At 45.3% G+C, this 22,302-nt stretch carries 19 protein-coding genes; 1 reads left to right on the top strand and 18 read right to left on the bottom strand.

Going from position 1 to position 22,302, the window contains the following annotated elements:
• The 15 genes from PAEAM_RS09965 to metH form a co-directional block, all read right to left on the bottom strand.
• Entirely contained in the window at positions 1-2,067 is a 2,067-nt protein-coding gene (locus PAEAM_RS09965; RefSeq protein WP_100527383.1) for a hypothetical protein, read from the bottom strand.
• Positions 2,057-3,883 carry an ATPase, T2SS/T4P/T4SS family gene (locus PAEAM_RS09960; RefSeq protein ID WP_100527382.1) on the bottom strand — a complete coding sequence of 609 codons (1,827 nt, stop codon included), beginning with the start codon at positions 3,881-3,883 and terminating at the stop codon, positions 2,057-2,059. The genes PAEAM_RS09965 and PAEAM_RS09960 overlap by 11 nt, the downstream gene beginning before the upstream one ends.
• 7 nt (positions 3,884-3,890) lie before the next feature.
• Entirely contained in the window at positions 3,891-4,721 is an 831-nt protein-coding gene (locus PAEAM_RS09955; RefSeq protein WP_100527381.1) for a CpaE/TadZ family protein, read from the bottom strand.
• On the bottom strand, positions 4,718-5,431 hold the full coding sequence (locus PAEAM_RS09950) for a hypothetical protein (protein WP_017688052.1): 714 nt from the start codon (positions 5,429-5,431) through the stop codon (positions 4,718-4,720). The genes PAEAM_RS09955 and PAEAM_RS09950 overlap by 4 nt, the downstream gene beginning before the upstream one ends.
• 75 nt (positions 5,432-5,506) lie before the next feature.
• Positions 5,507-6,526 (bottom strand): SAF domain-containing protein, encoded by a 1,020-nt coding sequence (locus PAEAM_RS09945; protein WP_100527380.1) that lies wholly within the window; start codon positions 6,524-6,526, stop codon positions 5,507-5,509.
• 24 nt (positions 6,527-6,550) lie between these two features.
• Positions 6,551-8,029, bottom strand: coding sequence for a serine/threonine protein kinase (locus tag PAEAM_RS09940; protein WP_100527379.1), 1,479 nt, complete (start codon positions 8,027-8,029; stop codon positions 6,551-6,553).
• Between the two features lie 227 nt (positions 8,030-8,256).
• Positions 8,257-9,306 (bottom strand): SAM-dependent methyltransferase, encoded by a 1,050-nt coding sequence (locus tag PAEAM_RS09935; protein WP_100527378.1) that lies wholly within the window; start codon positions 9,304-9,306, stop codon positions 8,257-8,259.
• A gap of 6 nt (positions 9,307-9,312) precedes the next feature.
• Positions 9,313-10,092: an ABC transporter ATP-binding protein gene (locus tag PAEAM_RS09930; RefSeq protein WP_481856108.1), complete on the bottom strand. Its 780-nt coding sequence runs from the start codon at positions 10,090-10,092 to the stop codon at positions 9,313-9,315.
• The gene (locus PAEAM_RS09925; RefSeq protein ID WP_100527377.1) at positions 10,089-10,406 is read right to left on the bottom strand and encodes a thioredoxin family protein; all 318 of its coding nucleotides are present in this window, start codon (positions 10,404-10,406) and stop codon (positions 10,089-10,091) included. Before PAEAM_RS09925 ends, PAEAM_RS09930 begins: the two co-directional genes overlap by 4 nt.
• Entirely contained in the window at positions 10,406-10,744 is a 339-nt protein-coding gene (locus PAEAM_RS09920; protein WP_017688046.1) for a cyclic-phosphate processing receiver domain-containing protein, read from the bottom strand. The genes PAEAM_RS09925 and PAEAM_RS09920 overlap by 1 nt, the downstream gene beginning before the upstream one ends.
• A 19-nt stretch (positions 10,745-10,763) precedes the next feature.
• Complete coding sequence (locus PAEAM_RS09915) at positions 10,764-11,612, bottom strand: deoxyribonuclease IV (RefSeq protein ID WP_100527376.1); 849 nt, start codon at positions 11,610-11,612, stop codon at positions 10,764-10,766.
• The gene (locus PAEAM_RS09910) at positions 11,602-12,423 is read right to left on the bottom strand and encodes an Fpg/Nei family DNA glycosylase (RefSeq protein ID WP_100527375.1); all 822 of its coding nucleotides are present in this window, start codon (positions 12,421-12,423) and stop codon (positions 11,602-11,604) included. Before PAEAM_RS09910 ends, PAEAM_RS09915 begins: the two co-directional genes overlap by 11 nt.
• Positions 12,424-12,429: 6 nt before the next feature.
• On the bottom strand, positions 12,430-13,266 hold the full coding sequence (locus tag PAEAM_RS09905; RefSeq protein WP_100527374.1) for a TIGR01457 family HAD-type hydrolase: 837 nt from the start codon (positions 13,264-13,266) through the stop codon (positions 12,430-12,432).
• Between the two features lie 331 nt (positions 13,267-13,597).
• On the bottom strand, positions 13,598-14,536 hold the full coding sequence (gene rnz / locus PAEAM_RS09900; protein ID WP_100527373.1) for a ribonuclease Z: 939 nt from the start codon (positions 14,534-14,536) through the stop codon (positions 13,598-13,600).
• A gap of 77 nt (positions 14,537-14,613) precedes the next feature.
• Positions 14,614-18,054, bottom strand: a complete 3,441-nt coding sequence (gene metH, locus PAEAM_RS09895) for a methionine synthase (RefSeq protein WP_100527372.1) — start codon at positions 18,052-18,054, stop codon at positions 14,614-14,616.
• Positions 18,055-18,233: 179 nt separating this feature from the next.
• Here metH and PAEAM_RS09890 point away from each other — a divergent pair, with 179 nt between their 5' ends.
• Complete coding sequence (locus PAEAM_RS09890) at positions 18,234-18,779, top strand: cupin domain-containing protein (RefSeq protein WP_047843398.1); 546 nt, start codon at positions 18,234-18,236, stop codon at positions 18,777-18,779.
• Positions 18,780-18,874: 95 nt separating this feature from the next.
• Here the strand turns inward: PAEAM_RS09890 and PAEAM_RS09885 are convergent, their stop codons facing one another.
• The 3 genes from PAEAM_RS09885 to PAEAM_RS09875 all read right to left on the bottom strand — a co-directional run bounded on the left by PAEAM_RS09885 (position 18,875) and on the right by PAEAM_RS09875 (position 22,295).
• The gene (locus PAEAM_RS09885; RefSeq protein WP_100527371.1) at positions 18,875-19,549 is read right to left on the bottom strand and encodes a GntR family transcriptional regulator; all 675 of its coding nucleotides are present in this window, start codon (positions 19,547-19,549) and stop codon (positions 18,875-18,877) included.
• A gap of 102 nt (positions 19,550-19,651) precedes the next feature.
• Entirely contained in the window at positions 19,652-21,286 is a 1,635-nt protein-coding gene (locus PAEAM_RS09880; protein WP_076328521.1) for an ABC transporter substrate-binding protein, read from the bottom strand.
• A 136-nt stretch (positions 21,287-21,422) separates the two neighbouring features.
• On the bottom strand, positions 21,423-22,295 hold the full coding sequence (locus PAEAM_RS09875) for a carbohydrate ABC transporter permease (protein WP_036613592.1): 873 nt from the start codon (positions 22,293-22,295) through the stop codon (positions 21,423-21,425).
• Between the last annotated feature and the right edge of the window lie 7 nt (positions 22,296-22,302).

Here is a 22,302-nt window from a genome sequence, read left to right as displayed (position 1 = left end):
CTACAGTTTCTGAATTTGCTCATAATAAATGCTCATCTGTAAGAAGCTCATACCGACTAATGGAATAACCAGATACAAAAAGATAAGGGCGTACATAGGTGTAAATCCGATGGTTCTGCCCCATGATGCTTTGACATCTATCATTTTGCTGTATTCCTGCTTGCGTTGTTCAAAATAAAATGCCATCATGCTCTCGAGATCATCGAAGGCTTCACGTATTGAGATTTTGCCAAGGGCAAGCTGTAATTTATCAACCAGTCGCTGGAACTCGGGCAAGCCCGCCTCTTCCTTTAATTGTTCAAGTGCAAGCTCTGGTCCATGTTCAAAATGCAACAAACATTTTTGCAGCGGGCGCTTGAAAATGACGGCAAATCGATTTAGCCACTCCAATATCTCCTCGACTGACATCCGGTCCATCTCACGCAAAATGGAAATCACTGTCTGGAATTGATAGATTTCATGTCGCATATCCAACCTTCGCATTTTCCGCTGAAATAACATGAGCCATACGGGCATGTAGTACCCCGCTGCACCCATGAGAATGGCTATAATCATTTCCCACCAGCGTACATATTGTTTGTTATATACCTCAAGTTTCTGCATAATGCGCGTGATGGTCTCATTCTGGGTATCATGGTCTAACTGAACTGGAGATAACTGCTGTAACGCTTTGGAGACTTCTTCGTATGTAGCTCCTCGGTTCATTTCTACACTTTCCAGCACGGATTGATCCAACGCTGTTTTTTCCTCAGCTTTCCTGAGATCCGCTTCAGCCATTGCACCAAACATTCGATCATCGCGGATTGGATCATACAAGATGTGGTTACGTTCAACCTGGTGCAACAGCAAGATGCAACCCATTGTAAGGACCAAACAACCTGCGAATAACAACACTCGTCGAATGGCAAGCCATTCGTATTTCAACTCTGAACTGCTCTCCCTCATGAGCCGTATCGTTTGACTGTACTGTGTACTGCCAGGTTTCGCCGCAAACAACATCGCCAATTTCCGTATGAAGATTTGCTTGTACAGAAACTGATCCAACCATGAATGCTTATGCCCTGACCGATAACGGGTCTCATCGTATTGCTGGAGTCTTTGCAGAAGCAAATAAGCAAGGATGATGATCACATAGATCGATATTTTGGTAACAAAACCGATTTTGCTGCGATAAAATTCATCCATCGTTGGGAAACTGACTCTAGCCCAGCGTTCGATCGGAGCGGTGAATAATACCGGAGCGAGCGCGATGATATTAAGTCCTTTGAGCAGGTAATCCAATTTATCACGCCGCAAAATCTCCAGATGAATCTCCTGAGTCAGATTACCAAGTCCCTTGAGATAGATAGACCCTTGTGCTCTGTCCTTATCCCCGAACTCCATGACCATATAGGAAACGCCTGCGAATCCTTTGAGAAAACGGTTGGGAGCCACTTCATAATAACGCTCAAGTGCTTCATTTGGATCTGGAGAAGTCAGAGCTTCGTAGATCAGTCTTACTTGTTCTGCTGCTTCTCCTGTACCTGCTTCAGCGGCTTCATAGAGCGCTTCCTCAACCATGCCATGCTGATGATACCGATGCCTTACATCTGCAAAGAGATCCAACATCTGCACCAGCAACCTTTTCTCCATACGACTAAGGCACATATCCAATACCAGGCTGTTTAGTACCACAGCACAGAGCACGGACAGTATTACAAAAGCGATACCCGGCTGCAGAAGAAACAGAATGACACTTATGCCGCCATAACCTCCAAGAATAATTAGAACCACTGTCATCGTCAGCCTGCGAAGTGAGGGCTCATCCCCAACATGGCGGAATGAAATACGTTTCTGCACCTGTAGAATATAAGCTGATAGCAATGGCACTTTCATTCCAAGACGGTAGGACTGCAACAAGATTGATCCCAGTCCTTTGAATCCCTTCCCGCTAGGAACAAAAATCACGCCGGATTGACTTGTTGAACCACCTCCTCTGTGACGTAACATACTTAAAACCAGAAGTGTAATCAGCAAACCCCCTGCACAAATACTTAATACGAGGAGCAAAATCCATTTAATTGTCATGCTGATCACCCCAGTGTTGCTTCATAAACTGTTCGAACTTCTCAGCATCCTGTAATGTCATTTGTTCTCGCATATCCACCATGCATCCAGAGGAGATTGGAGCTGTTGCAACATACGCTCCATCTCTGTACTCCACAACATTATGAAATGTAAAACCTGCCCTCTCTTCCACACTATCACCTTGATTCGCACGAGGAAGACATTCCGTAATTCGTTCGATATATCTTCGTCCCTCAGCATCTTTCTTCATATGAACATCGAAATTGATGACACTCACAACCTGCTCCTCAGCAATATGCTCATGCTGGAACATACCTGTCTTGAGCAAGGAATTACGGAGGGAGAAGACCAGATCACGAAACGTTTTGGCATGGTGGGTAAACAGGGTGAACAGACTGGCAACCTGAGACATTTGAATCATCCATGCGGCCACCTCATCACTCGCCACCTCACCGAGAATATTAACGGTACCATCCGTTTTTTTCTGCAAATCAAGTCCTTGTTGACCTGAAATGTGTTCGGTTTCTCGGAAACTCAAAATATTACGTCGGCTATAGATCCGTCTTAATTGAAGTTCAAACGCCATCTCCTGCACCCGAAGGGTGTACGATGCATAGATGTGTTTGACCATAGCCATAAGCAACGTTGTTTTACCAGAACCTTGGGCCCCGGTTACAGCTGTGATCCGGCTTCCTTTCATCAGGTATTGAAGCAATGTAATTGGCAGATCTGCGTTGTTACCCGTAATTAACTGTTCAAGTGAAGCATTCGGAATATCGAACTTCCGGACGAAGAACGCCCACGATTCTGCAAAAGGAGGTCTAACAACAACGACACGGGAGCCGTCTTTCATCTCGTTCACCTTGTAGCCTCTTGCTTCCGACAACTGTCCGGGATAATTGTATTTGTATATATTCTGGCATACCCTTTTCAGTTCACGGATGCTTCCGAATGACAGAAAGGATAGATGAATGGACTTACCTTTATAGAAAATCCAGACACTTTCCATGCCGCTAAGCGGTTCTTCAACTCCATCATCCTCCAGTCCCTGATCCAGCAAATCATTCCATGATGCCGGTTTTCGAAGTCCCATATTATGAACAGCATCAAGCATACCGCTAACACCACCACTAACACCGTCAATACGTTGGTCCCTTATCTCATCAACAACCGAGAATCCTTTATAATGTTGGTAGATACGTTGCACGATGATATCCGTCTTTTCTCTGAATCCAAGCTCTCGATATTCGCACTCGAAAACATACTGAATATCCTCCTCAGAGATATAATAACTTCCTCCATCGTCCGTACCTTCCTCCATTCTCAGTCTGCCAAGATCGTAGGTATCAATCATTCGGGAGAGTGCATCCACACCGAATTGCTGTCGGTACAGATAAAACACAATTTCGAATTGGTCCTGGATCGTCAACAAATCTGGTTCTGCAAACAAAATAACTTCATCTACATTTGATTTGTTCAGCCCTATGCTTCGGGTCAGAAGATCCCCTATCAGATTTTTGACATACGTTTTGTCGCTGATACTGCCTGAGACACAGCCCTTCAGTGCTTTTCTCATCTCGGCACGCTGATTAATTCTTCGACGATATTCTTCTTCATGCAGACCCGCATCCGCGAGCTGACTATGACTAAGCTCATGAAGTGAGTTCTTCACCTTCTCAATCAACATGTCAATCGTGAATGATTCCTGTTCAGGAACACGAGCACTCTTTGCACGAAGAAACGTTCTATACTTGAACCAGATATAAGTCAGGCACAGAATCAAAATCAAACTTATCCATATGGTATTCCAGAGCATCGGAGGTTCAGGCTCCCCTTTCCAGCCTCTTCAGAACTGTGCGCATACCTGCACCGTCCATAATCAGGCGAGCGAGTTCGCTCATGCTTGCAGCAAAACTCCCTTTACGAATATCCTTATCCTCAGTCAAACTTTCCAACTGCAAGTATCTAGCGACATCTCGCCGATTCATTGCATCCAGGTATCCGGTTGTGTACGGTATCGCAGATATCGTGCCTTTATATCTGAACTGGCGCCGAATATTGGAAAGCGTTGCACGGGAATGCAAATCGTATTTGTTAATGACGACATGTATATTCTTATTGTTCATTCGTTCTGGCAGGATCTCTTCAAAGAACAACTCCAGATTTCGCATATTTTGATCGAGATTAATTACAACATAGTCCGCCTGTTGCAGCTTGAGCTGTGAATCAACACCAGCATGATCCGCATCCAGAAGAACCAGATCATAATACTCGTTAGCTACATTTAGCAGCTTTTTCACTGTCTCACCATGTTCCTGCGGGGAACGTTCCATCTCATCAATTCTTCCGGTTAGGAAATCAAGTCTTTCCTTCAGAAGTGGCTTGGTATAATCCCTGAGATTATGCTTATTCAGACTGCCACTCGAATGCAGCCGTTCAATCGCATCCCAGCCGCCCTCTTCAAAGGAGAACATAAAATCTGCTGAATCCGTATCTTTGGATGGTAGAGCAGCTTCTGTGCCAGTTCCTGCAAAGCCTGCATTAACAAGTAACACTCTTGTCCTGTAGTGAAGTGCCATCGCATAAGCACTAATTAATGTGCTTGAAGTGCAACCTGTTCCTGCAAAAGGGCTCCAAAAGGTAATGGTGCTCATGCTCTCATCCTCTCTGCTTCTTTCATCGCACGGCGACTGCGAACACTTTCCCAACCTGTTAACTGCTCTACCACGCGACACAACGATTTTTTGTAATTTCGTGACAGAGGTCCAAGATGAACTCGGCGATGATGCTCATTCTCAAGCTTAACCGCAGCTGTTAACTCATCCCACGGAAGCACTAAGGATTCTCCTGTCCACACAAATGGACTGCCTTCCAGATACGCCCACAGATAACGAGCTTCAAGCTTGCAGTCAACCCCGTTAATTAAGAGCCGCTGAAATGACAGCTCACCAGGTAATGACTGTTCTTCAAGCAACCGCTTCAACCAGCCCTTGCCACGTTCCAGATTGTAACGCTCATAATCACTCACCCAGACTCTTACATCAGCGGTTAGCCAGAGATTACGTGAAGCAAAATGTGAGGTCTCCATGTCATATAACACATAGTCATAACTATCCAATCGCTCTCCATTTACTTCAAGATGATTCTCTACAGCTGCTGAAGTAACAAAATGACAAGCGATATCAAATCCTTCAAATTCCGTAATTCGCAAAGACTGCTGACTGTCACCTACACCGTACCCATACTTCTGCTGTAAGGTTCCATCTACGAGCAAGACCTTGTTGCCTGTAGAAGCCAGTATCTTGCAAAGATACAGCATCAGATCATTCTTCTCACATAAACCCGCAAAGATCCATGTATGCATAGATGTTACAACTCCTTTCTTTTTCTAAAACTCCCTGTTATCTGAATTATTTTAAAGAGAACCTCGGATTTCGCTCTATTCTCCACCCGTTAGCAAGCTCTGCTGTTCTGTTTGTAAAGCATCAGCAGGATCATTTACGCTTCCAGAATTAGCTCCTGCTCCGTTTCCTGAACCATCATTCCACATCACTCCATCCGACGTTGCCGGATTATTGGCTGATGGACGACTGTTATATGTAACTGAGGATTGTGCCACATCCTGTTCAACCCCTTTTGATGGTGCTGTCATGGAAGCGGCCAGTGAACTTTCAAGCGAACTTCGCACCTGTCTGGATAATTCCTGTTCGGCTCGTCGAACAATATTCGGATCACTCTCCAGCAGTTTTAACACTTCTGAATTGGCAGGATACGTCGCGATTGCAGGTGTCTGAAACTGTGGTTCTACATAGGTTAAGGCATAGATTGAAGCTTTATGTAAATAGGCATCTACAATTGCACTTGAGAGTGACAGAATCTCTTCCTCCGTCATCGTAATCCATAAGGTAGCTGCATTGAGTCGTTCCACTTTCTTCTTCGATAAGAGAACATAGTCTTGTCCCGTAGGGAATTGGATACGAACATCAATAATATCTCCCTTAACAAGTGAGGACGGCAGTAATACAACTTGCAACTCTCGATTTCTTAAATCAGGCGGAGCCGGTACATCCTCATACACCATCTCGGTGGTAATGGCTGTTCCTTTTTTTAACTCTATTTTGGCCACTTGGCCTTCCATCTGCTTGGTACTGGACCAGAGGTTTCGCGGTGCTTGTGCATCCGGAACAGCAATGAGCTTCAGATCCTCCGGTAATATCGGTTCACCTGCTTCAATATCCCGAATCGTAACCCATCCTTGTGCTCCCGAATCCCATTGTTGCTTTAATTCAGCTTCCTTTTCCTCATATGCCGATAAATAACGGGCTTCTACAGCTGACCTGACCTCCCCCATCGTTTTGACATTGTAAATAACATATCCTCCGAACACCAACCCTACAGCTCCTGCTCCGATAAGTCCGGCATAGATCAGTTGACGGCTTTGTTTTCTTAATTTAGACAAAAGAGGCTCTCCTTTCGTAATCTTCTAATCATGTACTTTCCTTCTTGAAAAGAATGAACGTTTCTTGGGCTGCTGTGCCATCATATGCATTAAAATATGTGAAAACACTTTATCCATCTGTGCGTCCTTGTCAAAAGGATCAATATGTAACGGCAGACCATATACACTCGATGTATCCAGAGCTTTACGAATGCGCTGAACAGCTTCACTTGCTGCCAGGGGCAGACAGTAGATCCATTTCTCTCTTGGATACCGATGATGTGATCGAACAAAAGCGCCAATCTCCGCCTGTCTCCATTCGGCACCTGAGCCTATAACAATAGGCAGATCTGCACGCAGGAATTCTTCCAGCCGGTTCTGGTCCTGACCACTACCGAGATCCATCACGATGAACTGATAACTCCCCCCAAGCAAAGACAAAATATCCGCTCGCCCGGATTGTTTCCAATAATGCACACCATCCACTGCAAACTGTCTGCCTGCTGGCACCGGTTTACCCGCTTGAGCGATTTGTTGAATCCTTGCAAAGGATTGAGAGCGAGGTGACATTTCAATCACAGCTACTTTGAAGTTTTGCCTTTCGAGATAATGACTGATAGCTATAGCCGTGTGGGTAACCCCTACACCAGATGAAGCACCAGTCAGGGCAATAACTCTTGTTCCCCCATTCAAGGTCATCGTTGTATCTCCACCGGGCATTGTTCCGCCGGGTATTCGGAGCAGTTCCTTCCTTACCTCATCGGCAGATTGGAATCGCTCTTCGGCATTATACCTTAACAGTCTTCTCGCCACAGGGATGTATGTCCGCGGAACATCACTCCGGATAGAGCTTTCCACACCCTGAATCCATTCCGTATACGCACCACTTGTCATAAGATACAGCAGCAATGCTCCGAGTCCATAAAGATCTGAACGCGCATCGGTCTGACCCAAGCCATATTGTTCTGGAGCGGCGAAACCAGCGGTTCCCAACTTAACGGTATCTTCAGCACTTTGCGGTTTGTAACTTCTGGCGATGCCAAAATCAATTAATCTTACTTCATGTTCCGGCGTGATCATAATGTTTGATGGTTTCAGATCCCTATAGATCACAGGTGGATTCAGATTATGCAAATAACTCAACACATCCAGCAATTGAAGTACAAGCTCCGTCAACTGCTCCATCGGGATCTTCCCACGACACTGCTTGAAATACTCACTGAGCGTTAACCCGTCGATGTATTCCATCACCAAGTATGTGTACCCGTCTTCATCCGGGACAAAAAAATCAACAATTTGCGGCAATCTTGGATGACGAAGTGATGTCAGAAGAGCGGCTTCCGTCTCCATACTGCCTTCATATGGCATAATCGTTACGCTTTCTTTAATTGCCCATATCTTGCCCGGCAACTTCAGATCTTCCGCCTCGTATACATGGCTCATTCCGCCTGCTCCCAGAATGGATACGATACGATATCTACCTCCCAGCAGGCTTCCGCGTTCCAGCCTGGCCGGATGTCTCATACCAATTCCTCCTTCAATACACAACAAAAAAGGGAAAGCTTCACCGAAGAAGAACAGACCGGATATCCGGTTTCGTTCACTTCGGGATGCTTTCCCTCAGGTTTGTTATGGTTAATATTGGTATCATTATAGTACAGGCAGGAATAGATTGTAAAGCACAAAATAAAATGAGCTTAATCGTATCAATTTCATAATGCCTTTAGCTACTTTAATTAAAGCTAGATCTCTTAATATTTGACCATATAAAGTGTAATCTCTTCCCGGTTATGGAACAACTGCTTGGACCGTTGAATCTGCATCCGCGAACGCTCAAACGTATCAATTACATCTTTAATGAGTGCGAGCGGTTTTTTATGCAATAATTTCACGGTAACAATTGCTGTTCCCCCAGGCTGAAGGCTATATAGAAGATCCGATACAAGTCGGCTCATCAGCTTCGGACTCCAACTCATATCACATACGAGCAGATCGAATTCTCCTTCGCGGAAGCGTACATCCCCTGCATTTTTCTTCAAGAAAGTCAGTTTTGGTGATGCCAGCAGCGTTGCATCCATCTTCGCCGGATCTACCGCCGTTACTTCAAGCCCACGTTCAAGCAGGAAGGAGGTCCATCCACCTGGTGCTGCCCCGATATCAAGTGCTTTATGAAATGAAGTAAAGTCAATGCCAAACGTTAGCTCGGCTTCAAGCAATTTGAATTTGGCCCGCGAGATCTGCCCATCTTCTTTTTGAAAACGTACGGCTCCCCCGCTCCAGTCTGACAGATTCTGTTCAGGTCTGGATATGCCAGCATACAACATATCATTCGTTGCAAATACAGAAATGACATATTCAGCATCACGTACAACCCATTCACAGCCTAACTCATCCAGCTTTTCAGTTAGCAGTTGCTTCAATGAGACTGCATTTTCTTGCCAAAAGGCCCCTTCTGTCTTCCGTACCTGTAGCACGACAGAGGCACCGTTCAATTCCTTATGATTCAACACAAATGCAATCAATTTCTCAATAGACTGCTCCGAATCTTCTGTATTCTCCTGAAACTGAACAGGTTGAATATGACGTAAAAACGTTGGATACTCTGCCCACAACTTATCTGCAACTTCTTCCTCCGCTACAGGCAGACCCGCAAGCAATATTTCTCCTGGTACGAGTACCGTGCTCTTCACCGCACCAAACGTACGGCGCAACTCTTCCTGAGCATAAGGGGCAAAGCCATGATTGGCCGTGCAGATAAAACGGGAGAAGTTGCCTTCTTCCCAAGACGATTGTGTACTCAAATTGTGTTACCCTCCAGAACGTACGCGTATCCACGGACGACCATTATCCCACTGGATATCGACCGGAACATCGTACGTATGCTTAATTGTATCTTGTGTCAAAACTTCATGTTTGGGGCCGGCTGCCGCAATACGTCCATCGCGGATCAAGGCCACATGTGTAAATAAAGGTACGATCTCTTCAACATGATGTGTTACATACACAACTGTAATGTTACGCTGGCGCAGACGATCAATCTCAGCCAGCATTTTCTCACGTTCATATAAATCTAGGCCGGCACAAGGCTCGTCCATAATCAGCAATTTTGGCTCGGCCATTAATGAACGAGCGAGCATGACTTTTTTGCGCTCCCCTTGGGATAACGTTCCAAGCGGGTTGTTAGCCAGGTTGGCAAAATCCATGTCATCCAGCAAACTCATTGCCTTTGCTTTTACTTCATCCGGAATTGTCTGATAAAAACGCAAAAAAGCATAAGCTCCTGTAGCGACGACCTCCCATACCGGATCTCTTGGTGTGAGTTTCTCAATCAACGTTTGGCTGATATAACCGATTTCCTTACGAACTTCCCTGACGTCACATTGTCCATACAGATTACCGAGTACTTCAATACGTCCCTGGCTTGGAAACATATATCCGTTCATCATTTCCAATAACGTTGTTTTGCCAGAACCATTCCGACCCAGAATAACCCAATGTTCTCCTTGTTCGATGCGCAAATGTACGTCATCCAAAATCTGACTCTCTTCTCGTCTAAGTGAGACATGTTCCATCGAGATTATACTCATTTCAGCACCGCCTTCCGGATCTCCGAGAGCAAATGCTCCACAGAGCTCATCCGATAAACCATTTTTGGAACATCTAACTGGCCGTCAAAAAGCATCACTGCTGGAACGCTTGAAATTTTAAATTGTTGTACAAGTTCAGGAATGTCATGGATGTTCATTTCGGATAAAATACCTTCTGGCAGCATATGCTCTACTACCTCCAACATACGACGGGCTGCCGCACATGTCCCACATAAAGGGGTATATATAAATACAGCCTGTGGCATGCCTTCCCATACACTGCGCATTAACATTTTTGATGTAATTGGCTTCATTAACTTTCTTCTCCCGCGGCAACACGCAGCATGACCTCACCCGTCATTGGTCCATTATGAATGGTTACCGAATCCGGTTTATTGCTATATAACATCTCGTACATCTGGCGTTTCCCAAACATACTGGACGTATGCAAATAGATCTCGCGCGGAAATAAACCTTCTCGTACAATAGATGCCGCGACCTCACCGCCATTGGGCGAATCTGGACCAAGCTCATAATCCAGAGACAAAATGTCCACGTCACCTTCTCTTAGCAGCATCAGGCACTCTTCTGCATTCGTTGCCAGAACAAATCCTTTCGGACATGCCCGATAGTCATCCAAAAAAACATGCATACAATCGCTCCTCTCCCCATTATAACCAGGAACGCATGAGCGCTATATCATCACGGTGCGTTCCATCTTCGCCCGTTTCTGTCTCGAGCACAACAACCGCATTTCGGAACTCAGGCGCCTTTAACAATGCTTTCATTGATTCATTGCCGATATATCCCTGTCCGATCCTCGCATGTCTATCCTTACACAAACCAGACGCATATTTGGAATCATTAAAATGGACAGCAGCAACATTATCCCAGTATCCGAGCATCCTGCCCTTTTCGAGCATCGCCGCTTCGTTGCCTGACGACCACAAACCTGAAGCAAAAGCATGGCATGTGTCAAAACAAAATGCAATATGCTCCGGATATCGGCTCAATTTGCGAATCTGTATCATTTCTTCCATTGTCGTGCCCATCGGGCCATGATCACCTGCCTGATTCTCAATCAGCACCTTTGAATGTCCATTCCAATTCTCCAAGGCGGTATCCAGACAATGAATGAGGTTCTGATAACCCTCCAGCGGATCGTTTGTTTTGATATGTCCAAAATGGACCACCGTCCCAACAGAACCGCAAGCATTCGAAATTTCAAGATCATTGCGAATAGAAGCTATTGTAGCATGAAACCCCGCCTCTCCACGGGTCATGCCCAACGCCGGATTCGTGGGATAGGGTGAATGTGCAATCGAAGCAAGTCCCTGCTGTTCACACCAATCCCTGCACTGCTCAGCATCCTTGAGATCCAGACTTTTCAGACCAAGACTACGCGGGTTCTTCGGAAAATACTGAAACGCCGTTGCCCCCATCACATGTGCTCTCTTGGCTGCCTGAAGAAATCCGCCTCTGGTGCTGACATGTGCCCCGATTCCGGTTTTAGGCTTCATGCTGGCATTTCGGACAGAAGAATGCCTTCTTGCCCGTAATTTCCACTCGTTCAATCGTTCCCCCGCAGCGCGGACAAGTCTCGCCTTCCCGATCGTATACGCGACATTGCTCGTCAAAACTTCCTGTCTTCGTATCCCCTTGCATCAGCGGCATTTCCATATAACCGCCCTCAGAAGCTGCTTCACGCAACACGGACTGCATTGAATGGAACAAACGCTCCGTCAACTCTGGTGAAGTCGCGATGTTCTGCGTTTTGGAGCTTGGTCTCAGACCGGCAGCAAAAGCAATCTCATCCGAATAACAATTGCCAATCCCCGCAATAATATGTTGGTTTACCAACGTTGTCTTAAGCGTACCCCGGCGACCTTTCAACAGAGAAGCAAAACGTTCCACATTCATCCGTCGATCTAAAGGTTCAGGTCCAAGATCAGACATCGCCTCTTCGGTTTCTTTCGAAGTAAGCAGATGTAAATAACCCAAGCGCAGTCCAATGAAGAATAAAATGTGATCGCCAAACTGAATTTCCACTTGCGTGGAACGATCAGGACGTTCTTGTTCCGTGCCCCAGAAAATCATACCGCCCAACATGAGGTGCAGCACCAGGCGTTTGCCATTAGCCAAGTGGAAAATCAGATGCTTCGCTCGGCGCTCAACAAATATGATGCGATTACCTGTAAGTTCATTGATAAACAGATCAGGCTCCGTATTTATCGTTTTATCGCGATTAATTACAACACCTGTAATTAGTAGATCAAGTATTTTCTCGGACAGCAAGGTCCGGTAATTTTCCATTTCCGGTAGTTCCGGCATCGTACATTACCCCTTTTTGGAAGCTTGGTCTGCCTCTTGCGACAGCCACTCCATCAATTTATGCAAATCTTCAAACACATGATCAGGTCGAGCCTTCGCTGCTTGAATGTGTCCATCCATATTATCCCGTGTTGTCACACCGGTAAGTACCAACAGCGTCTCACACCCTGCTGCCACTCCAGCAGCAATATCGGTTCGCATATTATCTCCGATTACTGCCACTTCATGAGACGCCAGGTTTAGCCGGCTAATGGCTGACTTCATTATAACACTCGATGGCTTGCCAATAACGGTAGGATGAACTCCGGTTGCTGCTTCAATTGCTGCTCCAATAGTTCCCGCCCCAGGTGTCAGTCCATCATCGGAAGGAAGCTGCAGATCCGGGTTGGTCATGATGAATTTTGATCCCGCATTAATCCACCTTAGCGCCTTGGTCAGTTTATGATAGGAAAATTCACGATCAATCCCCTGTATCACGTAATCTGGTACATCTTCCGTTAGCTGTAGTCCTGCTTTTTCTATGGCTTCCAGCAGTCCTGCTTCTCCAATACATGCCACTTTTGCACCCCGGGACTCTTCAGCAACATATTCAGCAGCCGCCACAGCAGAAGTACATACCTGAGACGCGTCCGCAGGTATACCCATCCCGTTCAGATGATCTGCCACACCTTGTGGTGTACGGGAAGAATTATTTGTTACGAATAAATACGGCTTTCCTAGCTCTTGCAGTGTTCGAATAAGCTGATCGGCTCCTTCGATACGATGTCTGCCATGATAGAGCGTACCATCCAAGTCAATCAGATAGGCTTTAATCACACACAGCACTTCCTTTCTTAATTCCATTAACGTTTCATGTCCTTAATCAATTTACCTCGAACTTGACCGCGAATCTATGTATTCAGGCAAAAAATAATGGCTTGCTGACATATGTACGCAACAAGTCGAACCGGATCGAACACCGACGGTTTAACCCGCGCGTCTTCTGTACAAGCTTGTCATTTCCTGCGCTTTCCCGGAAAATAATTTGAATCATTTCCCTCTTCATATTGCCCATCCTACACGCTTTCTGACCAGATTGCAAAAGGGACCGCGGGAGTTCCTCTCCCTCAGTCCCGTGCAATTACCCGGATTTTTATATGACGTGTTTAAGCCGTGCGCTGGTTCGGAATCAGGGTTAAGATTCTTGCTTGCGATGCACGACAGGAATAAGCTGGTGTTCGTTTGCAAGTCTGGTATTAGGGAATACGGACTGCGCCTCTTCCAAAAGTGGCTGAAGTTGATCCTCATCCTTATAGCGTGAACTGAAGTGAGTCATGATTAGTTGCCCTACATTGGCTGCTCTAGCCGCTTCTGCCGCTTGTTTAGAAGTACTATGATAGTACTCATGCGCTGTATGGGCCAGATCATGCATGAATGTAGCTTCATGTACAAGTACATCTGCATTGATGGAAAGTGGCTGTACGTTGTCACATGGACGTGTATCACCCAATATGGTGATCACCATGCCTCGTTTTGGCGCTCCCAATACATCTTCTGGACGAAGCGAATCACCGTTATCCAGCGTAATGGTTTCTCCACGTTTCAGTCGGCCGAACAATGGGCCTGGTTTCAAACCGTATTCCGCCAGTTTGGCTGGGTCCAGGCTTCCTGGACGATCTTTTTCTGTGATCCGGTATCCATAACTGTCAATCCGATGCTCAAGCAAAGCAGCTTCAACGATAAAACTATCATCCTCGAACAGGACCCCGCCTGTATGTTCCACGATATTCAGATCATAGTTAACCCGGGATTGGCTCAGCTCCATTGTTGTACTGATCATTCGTTCCGTGCCTGGCGGACCATATACGGTTAAAGGTGTGGTGCCACCTTGATAGGCTCTGCTCGAAAGCAGTCCTGGAAGTCCAAATACATGATCACCATGCAGGTGAGTAATGAATATTTTCTCCAATTTGCTCAGTTTAAGCGGAGAACTTAAAATCTGGTGCTGCGTTCCTTCCCCGCAGTCAAACAACCACAAGGCTCTGCGCTCATCCAACATGCGTAGCCCAATGGAAGTTACATTCCGTTGAAGCGTAGGTACACCAGCATTAGTTCCCAGGAAATATAGTTCCATTCTGGATCGCACCTCTTTCTGTTGCCAGCAAAAAACCTCCGACAATGCGGAGGGCTTTGCCTGACATTCTACTGAATTTATGCCTTCTCTACATTAAAATACTTAGCTTGCGGGTGGCTGAATACCATCGCTGATACGGAAGCTTCAGGTTCCATCATGAAACCTTCCGTCAATTCCACACCGATATCCTCAGGCTGCAGCAACTTGAATAGCGGCCCTTGGTCTTCCAGATCCGGACAAGCCGGATATCCAAAAGATACCCTGATGCCTTGATAGCGTGCACCATGACGTTGCTTCATGGTCATCTGGGCAGAATCCGGGAATCCCCATATATCTCTCATCATATGATGCACACGCTCAGCTAATCCCTCTGCTACTTCGAGCGCTACGGATTGCAGAGCATGCGAGCGAAGATAATCCCCTTGATCTTTCCACGCCGTGGATAGTTCACGCACACCGTGTCCGGCAGTAACTACCATGAAACCAACGTAATCCATCTGACCGGATTCAACAGGTTTCAGGAAGTCGGACAGGCATAGGAACGGCTCGACTTTTTGACGTGGGAACGTAAATGTATGCAAAATATTACTGGTGTCCTTTGGATCATAGATAATGACGCTGTTACCACTGGACTGAGCCGGGAAGAAACGATACATTGCATGCGCCTGAATAATCCCGTCACGAACAGCCTCTTGCATAATATCATCCACGACTGCTTTCAGGTCGGTAGCCTTCTTATCACCTGAAGCAAGCAGTTGTTCTACTGAACCGCGCAACCCCAGATGATGTCCAAGCAACATCTGCATGTTCACGTATGGCAGGATATGTGATAAAGGATAGTTACGCATCGTATGCCGCTCCAGATCAGGCGGTACAAGAACCGGATGATCTACAGCAATATCCGAACGTTCTACCCGGGTAAGCTCTGGAAGAGCCTGAACAGCTACAGCACTTGAAGCATCAGCTTCTTTCTCAGCTTCCATCTCCAGTTGCATCACTTCACGTGAAACGGGATTCATCAATTTGTTCGCCAGATCCAGACCGTCCATCGCATCTTTCGCATATACAACCATTCCGTTATATTCAGGACGAATACGATTTTTGGTGAATTTACGTGTTAGCGCCGCTCCGCCAACCATAATAGGCACATCAATACCTGCTGTTCGCAAATCCTGAGCGGTAAGAATCATCTGTTGCGCTGATTTTACCAATAGACCCGAGAGACCGATTGCATCGACTTTTTCTTCTCGGTATGCCTCAATGATACGTTCTGGTGGTACTTTTATACCCAAATTAATGATCCGGTAACCGTTATTGGACAGGATGATCTCAACCAGATTCTTCCCGATGTCATGCACATCGCCCTTGACCGTGGCGAGAATGATCTTACCTTTAACCGAAGTCTCGTTCTTCTCCATGAATTGCTCCAGATATGCTACAGAAGCCTTCATAACCTCCGCACTCTGCAACACCTCAGCTACAATCAACTCATTGTTGTTAAAGAGACGACCTACTTCCTCCATCCCCCGCATCAGTGGACCGTTAATCACTTGAAGTGCTGTGTATTTGGCAAGTGCCTGCTCCAGATCCGGCAGCAATCCTTCTTTGCTTCCTTCCACAACATATGAAGCTAGACGCTCTTCTAATGAAAGGTTTGAGATTTTTTCCTTCTTCTCAACCTTCTTGTTACGGAACGCCGCTACGAACGCCGCCAGAGTTTCATCATTCGTGTTATATAAAAGCTCTTCGGAGAGTCTGCGTTCTTCTTCAGGAATGGAGGCATAACGCTCCAGTTTCTCTGTGTTCACGATCGCATAGTCAAGACCTGCTTTGGTACATTCATATAAGAATACTGAGTTCAGCACCTCACGGCCCGCTTCAGGCAGTCCGAATGAAATGTTACTGATCCCGAGGATCGTATGACATTCTGGCATCGCTTCCTTAATCACTCTTATACCTTCAATGGTTTCTTTGGCTGAACCGATGTACTGTTCATCTCCCGTACCTACCGGGAACACCAACGTATCGAAAATGAGGTCTTCTGGTTTGAGACCATATTTGTTCACCAGCAGATCGTAAGAGCGCTTGGCTACGTCAAGCTTGTCTTCCCGACTAATCGCCTGACCCCGTTCGTCAATCGTTCCGACAACTACTGCACCACCATATTTATGAAGCAACGGTGTAATCAGCTCAAATTTCTCTTCGCCATCCTCAAGGTTAATGGAGTTAATTATCGCTTTACCTTGCGAGTACTGGAGGGCCAGATCAATTACTGAAGCATCTGTTGTATCAATCATGAGAGGAACCTTTACTTTTTTTACAACCAATTCAAGGAACTTCACCATGTCTTCAGACTCTTCGCGGTCCGGATCTTGTACACACACGTCAACAATGTGCGCTCCATTTTTCACTTGAGCACGAGCAATTTCCGAGGCTTCTTCATATTTACCTTCTACAATGAGTCGTTTGAATTTCCGTGATCCCAGCACATTCGTACGCTCTCCGACCATATATGGGCGATTGTCCTGTTCGATGTAGATCGGTTCTATACCAGACAATGCCGGTGGATGTGTTCCGTTCATTTCTCTTGGGGGGTACTGGGCAAGTGTATCGCGCATCGCCCGAATATGTGCAGGGGTTGTCCCGCAACATCCACCAGCGATATTCAACCAGCCCTGTTCGGCAAAAGCACCGATCTTCTGAGCAAGCGAGTCTGGTGACTCATGGTAATTACCATTCTCATCCGGAAGACCCGCGTTCGGGTAACAACTAACGGCAACCGATGCCATTCCGGAAAGTGAGCGAATGTGATCACGCATGAACTCCGGACCCGTAGCACAGTTTAGTCCTACCGAAATTGGGTTAAGGTGTTCTAGGGATATATAAAAGGATTCGATGTTCTGACCTGCAAGGGTCGTTCCCATCGGTTCTATCGTTCCTGATATCATCAGGGGCAGTGTAACACCACTCTGTTCGAAGGCCTGCTGAATTCCAATGCTGCCTGCTTTTACATTGAGGGTGTCCTGTGAGGTTTCGAGTAGTAGCGCATCAACGCCTCCCTCTATTAAAGCAAGCGCTTGCTCCAAATAACTGTCGATAAGTTCCTGGAACGTTACGCCCCCAGTTACAGACAGTGTTTTGGTTGTTGGTCCCATCGCACCTACCACATAACGTGGAGATTCAGGTGTAGAGAAACGATCAACCGCAGCTCTCGCAATTCTGGCTGCTTCCAGGTTGATCTCGCGTGCCCGATCCTGAATATCGTACTCAGCAAGCACAACGGATGTGGCACCAAATGTATTGGTTTCAATTAAATCGGCGCCCGCCTCCAGATATTCTTCATGAATGCGCTGGATCAGTTCTGGACGAGTAAGCACTAACATTTCATTACATCCATCCAGATCTTCGCCGCCAAAATCTTCGCCAGTCAGATCAACTTGTTGAATCATGGTCCCCATTGCACCGTCGAGGATTAATATTCGTTGTTTTAATGCATCGTGTAGACTAATCTTATCCAATATCTTCACCCCCGCAAAACGTTAGATCTTAGTTTAACAGAAACTAACTTAATGTGAAAGATCGGGTTTGGTCCCGAACGATGGCGGGTTTGCACGAATATGAACGGAATTTGAGAATCGACAAAAACAAAGCAATCCGATATAATTCAATTAAACCAAGTGGAAAAGAGGGAAAGAACATGGCTGAAATTGTTATCCGAAATACGAACGAACGCATCACTGGTGACGAAAATGTTCGAAATTTCTTGAACAAATACGAAGTATTATATGAGAAGTGGGACGCTTCCAAACTGAACACTGATCTGCAAAATAACTTTGGATTAACTGATGAACAGAAAACCGAGGTTTTGGAAACTTACGATTATGAAATCAGAGATTTGGCTGCACGTCGCGGATACCAGATCTGGGATGTCATCACGCTGTCCGAACAAACACCAGATATCGAAGAAAAGCTCGCCAAGTTCGAAGAAATTCACACCCACGCTGAAGATGAGATCCGTGCAATTGTCGCTGGTAAAGGAATCTTTGTTATCAAAGCTACAGATGATGTGGGCTACTTTAATGTAGAACTGTCTCCTGGAGACGTCATCTCTGTTCCTGAGAATACACCGCACTTCTTCACTTTAATGGAGAACAAACAAATTATTGCTGTACGTCTGTTCATCGAAAAAGATGGCTGGATTGCAGATCCATACCCTGATCCTACATTTATCAAACAAGCCTAAAACTCTCGTGTTACAACTTGCTTAACCAAAACCCCTGTTCAATTGAACAGGGGTTTTGGTTAAGCATATGGAGAGTAGTATACAACATCGGTGCATTATACAAAATAATGCGGGTATTTCGCCCTTATCGATTCCTGTTCAATAACAACGAGTCTAAGATGAGCTTCCATCACCTGAACAGCTTGCTCGGTCTGACGCTCTGTGATAAGACGATAAATCTCTTTGTGCTGGGAGATAATGACCTCCAGGTTGGAGTCCTCAGCTAGACGTAATAAACGCAACCGATTAAACGGAATATTCAGTTGTTGCAACATTCTCCATGTTCTTAGTTTACCCGTGCCCTGGAACAAAATCTGATGAAACTCTTCATCCAGTTCAAAAAGCCGATAGAAATTGTTTTTCCCTATACAGACTTCCTGCATTGCAATGTTGGTCTCAAGTCGAAATCTGAATTCTTCAGGAAAAGAAACACAAGCCAAAGTCACGATTTCCTTCTCCATCTTCTCCCGCATAAACCTGCCTTCTTCCACATGCTCCAGATTAATATGAGAGACGATCGTTCCACTCTGGGGAATAATGTCCAGCAGTTCTTCTTCAGCAAGCTTCATGAATGCTTCTCTAACGGGTGTTCTGCTCACCTGCAGTTCATCTGCAATCTCTTTCTCTGAAATCTTGGTACCCGGCTTAAGTTCCAGGTGAAGAATTCGTTCTTTTAACAGGTTATATGAATATGCCCGGGTCGAGCCTCTAATTTTTTGATTAAGTGACATGCCTAGACCTCTTTCTATCAGCCGTATTCATTCATCTTAGCACAAATTACCGTTCCACTTATATATCGGTGTGAAACGGTAATCTGGCCAGCATCAACTATATTATTGCTTGTTTTCTTTGTAGGCTTTGTACGTGTCATTTGCCAGCTTCAGATAATTAGATAATCCTTGGCTATCCAGCTCTTTGGCAAACGTATCGAATTCAGACAAGTCCCGTTCACCCAAGATAAATTTAAGTGTATTTTGATCCGAATAATCTTTCAGTGGTGTACTCAGAAGTGTCACCCGTTCACGGTCCTCTGAAGAGTAAGGAATTGGTGGTTCTGCCGGGATCACTTCCTTGGTATCCTTCATGTCTTGCTGGAATTTCAACTCTTCTTCACTAAACATCGATTGCAGCAGATCTGTCGTACCACCGTAGGCAAATACTCCACCAGAGAAACCAAAGTCAATACGCAGATCCTTCGTGCCTTTAGGATTCAAGCCATTGTAGTTCACATCTTCTACCAATTCACGTTTTCCGCCCTCTTTGGTAAATGTCTCGCCTTCAACGCCCCATTTGGCAAACTCTTGACCCTCATCACTGTAGTATAACCAATCCACAAATTGCATAATGGCTTTGAAGTTTTCGCTTTTTTGAATTTTCCCGGATATCATGACACCGTTTTCAAGTCTTGAGCCAGACATTAATTGCCCTTTTGGCCCACCAGGAACTGTAATCTTCGCAACAGAGTATTTACCTTCTCCCAGCGTTTTGTTCATATCATTTCGGTGCAGCACTACCGTTTGGGAATTACCATTAATCATGAATGATTTGCCGGATACAAATTTCTGTACAGCCTGATCATCATCCTGTGTGAAACTTTCTTTGTCCAGCAATCCTTCGGATACCAACTTGTTAAAGTACGTTAGCATTTCCTTATACTCCGGCGTAGTAGCCGTGTACACAAATTCATCCTGATCTTCCTTATACGTCAATCCGTTACCAAAACCCCATCCAGCCTTGGTACCAAAGCCGGTAGCCGCAATACCTAATGTGCTATTAAATTTGAAACGGTCCGAGAACGGAACGGAATCCGGGTACAGCTCTTTGAGTTTCTTTGCAGCGTCATACAGTTCATCCCATGTGGTTGGGATCGCAATGTTATTTTCTTCAAAAACATCTGTTCTTACGATTAATGTATAATCTGGCCATACTTCTTCATGCAGACCCGGGAGTACATAATACTTGCCATCTTCCTGTCGAAGTCCTTCGATTTCTTCTTCCAATCCCCATTTTTCAACTTTATCCTTGAAGTTGGGCATCAAATCAATATAATCACTAACGGGCAGAATCGCACCGGAAGATACAAAAGCAGATTCTTCACCAGGATAGGTCTTTGGAATAACCAGCGGTGCATCACCAGAACTGATTAGAAGAGATCTCTTCTGAGAATAGTCACTCATAGGAACAATCGTTGGCTCAAGTGTAACACCAGTCATTTCAGTCATCTTTTCGAAAAGCAACCAGTCTTTTTTGTACGGATAGGTAGGTTGATCACTATACAGTATCGATAGATTAAACGGCTCAGTCGCCTTGAATGTATCCCCTACATTGTACGTCTCCATCGCTGCCTTGGTTTGAACTTCTGTGACGTCACCTCCAGCTCCATTACCGCTACTACATGCTGCCAGAACAACGGTCATCATTGATGCCAACACCATTTTACCAACAAACTTACGTGGCTTTTGATTCATTTAGGTTATCCCCCTGAATTTGGTTTAGGTTGACCTTACCTTAAAACTTTTTAATCAATAAAAAGCGAAGCGCGCCTTTATCACCGGAGTGTTTCGTGTAAATCATCTTTAGTTCAATTTATATAGCTGCTGCGTATTACTGTTTAACAGACCCTAACATGATCCCGGTTACAAAGTATCTTTGGACAAATGGATAGATGGTGAGTATCGGCAAGATGGTTAATACCATCGTTACTGACTTAATATTGGCAGCAATCTGTGTCAGGTTATCAGCTGAGGTTGCACCGGCAGATGCCCCACTTGTCGCTCCTGCAATCATATTGCGCAAATAAATGGTGACCGGGAACAGTTCTTTTTTGTCCAGATACAGAAAGGCTGGGAACCAGGAATTCCAATGACCTACTGCGTAGAACAGCACCATGGTTGCCATAACGGCTTTACTAAGCGGCAAGATAATGCGTAACAAGATCCCGTAGGTGTTCAAACCGTCAATGGAGGCAGCTTCCTCCAGTTCTTCAGGCATATTTTCAAAAAATGACTTCATGATCAGCATGTTGTATATGCTAATTGCGCCAGGAACAACAAGTGCCCACATAGTGTTATTGAACCCAAGAGAATTAATCAACACATAGTTTGGAATCAATCCACCACTGAAGAACATCGTGAATACGGCGAACATCGTCAGAAACTTGCGACCCATCAATCTCTTTTTGGACAGGGCATATGCGAAAATAGTCGTCATAAACATGGAGATTAACGTACCTACTACAGTGTAGATAATCGTATTTTTATAATTCGTCCAGAACATGCTGTCACGTGAGATGGTCTTGTATGTCTCCACATTGAATCCTCTTGGGAACAAACTAACCTTACCCGAATTAATATAGGACTCACTACTGAAGGATTGTGCCACGACATTTAAGAATGGATAGAGCGTAATAAATACCACGAACAGCAGAAAGATGACATTGAATACTTTAAATACCTTGTAAGATCTGGATTCCTGCATGGTGCTC

Origin of the sequence: Paenibacillus sp. GM1FR, assembly GCF_002803315.1 — a bacterium.
GTDB lineage: Bacteria > Bacillota > Bacilli > Paenibacillales > Paenibacillaceae > Paenibacillus > Paenibacillus amylolyticus.
Note: the sequence above shows the minus strand (reverse complement) of the source record. Positions and strands in the feature narration are given on the sequence as shown.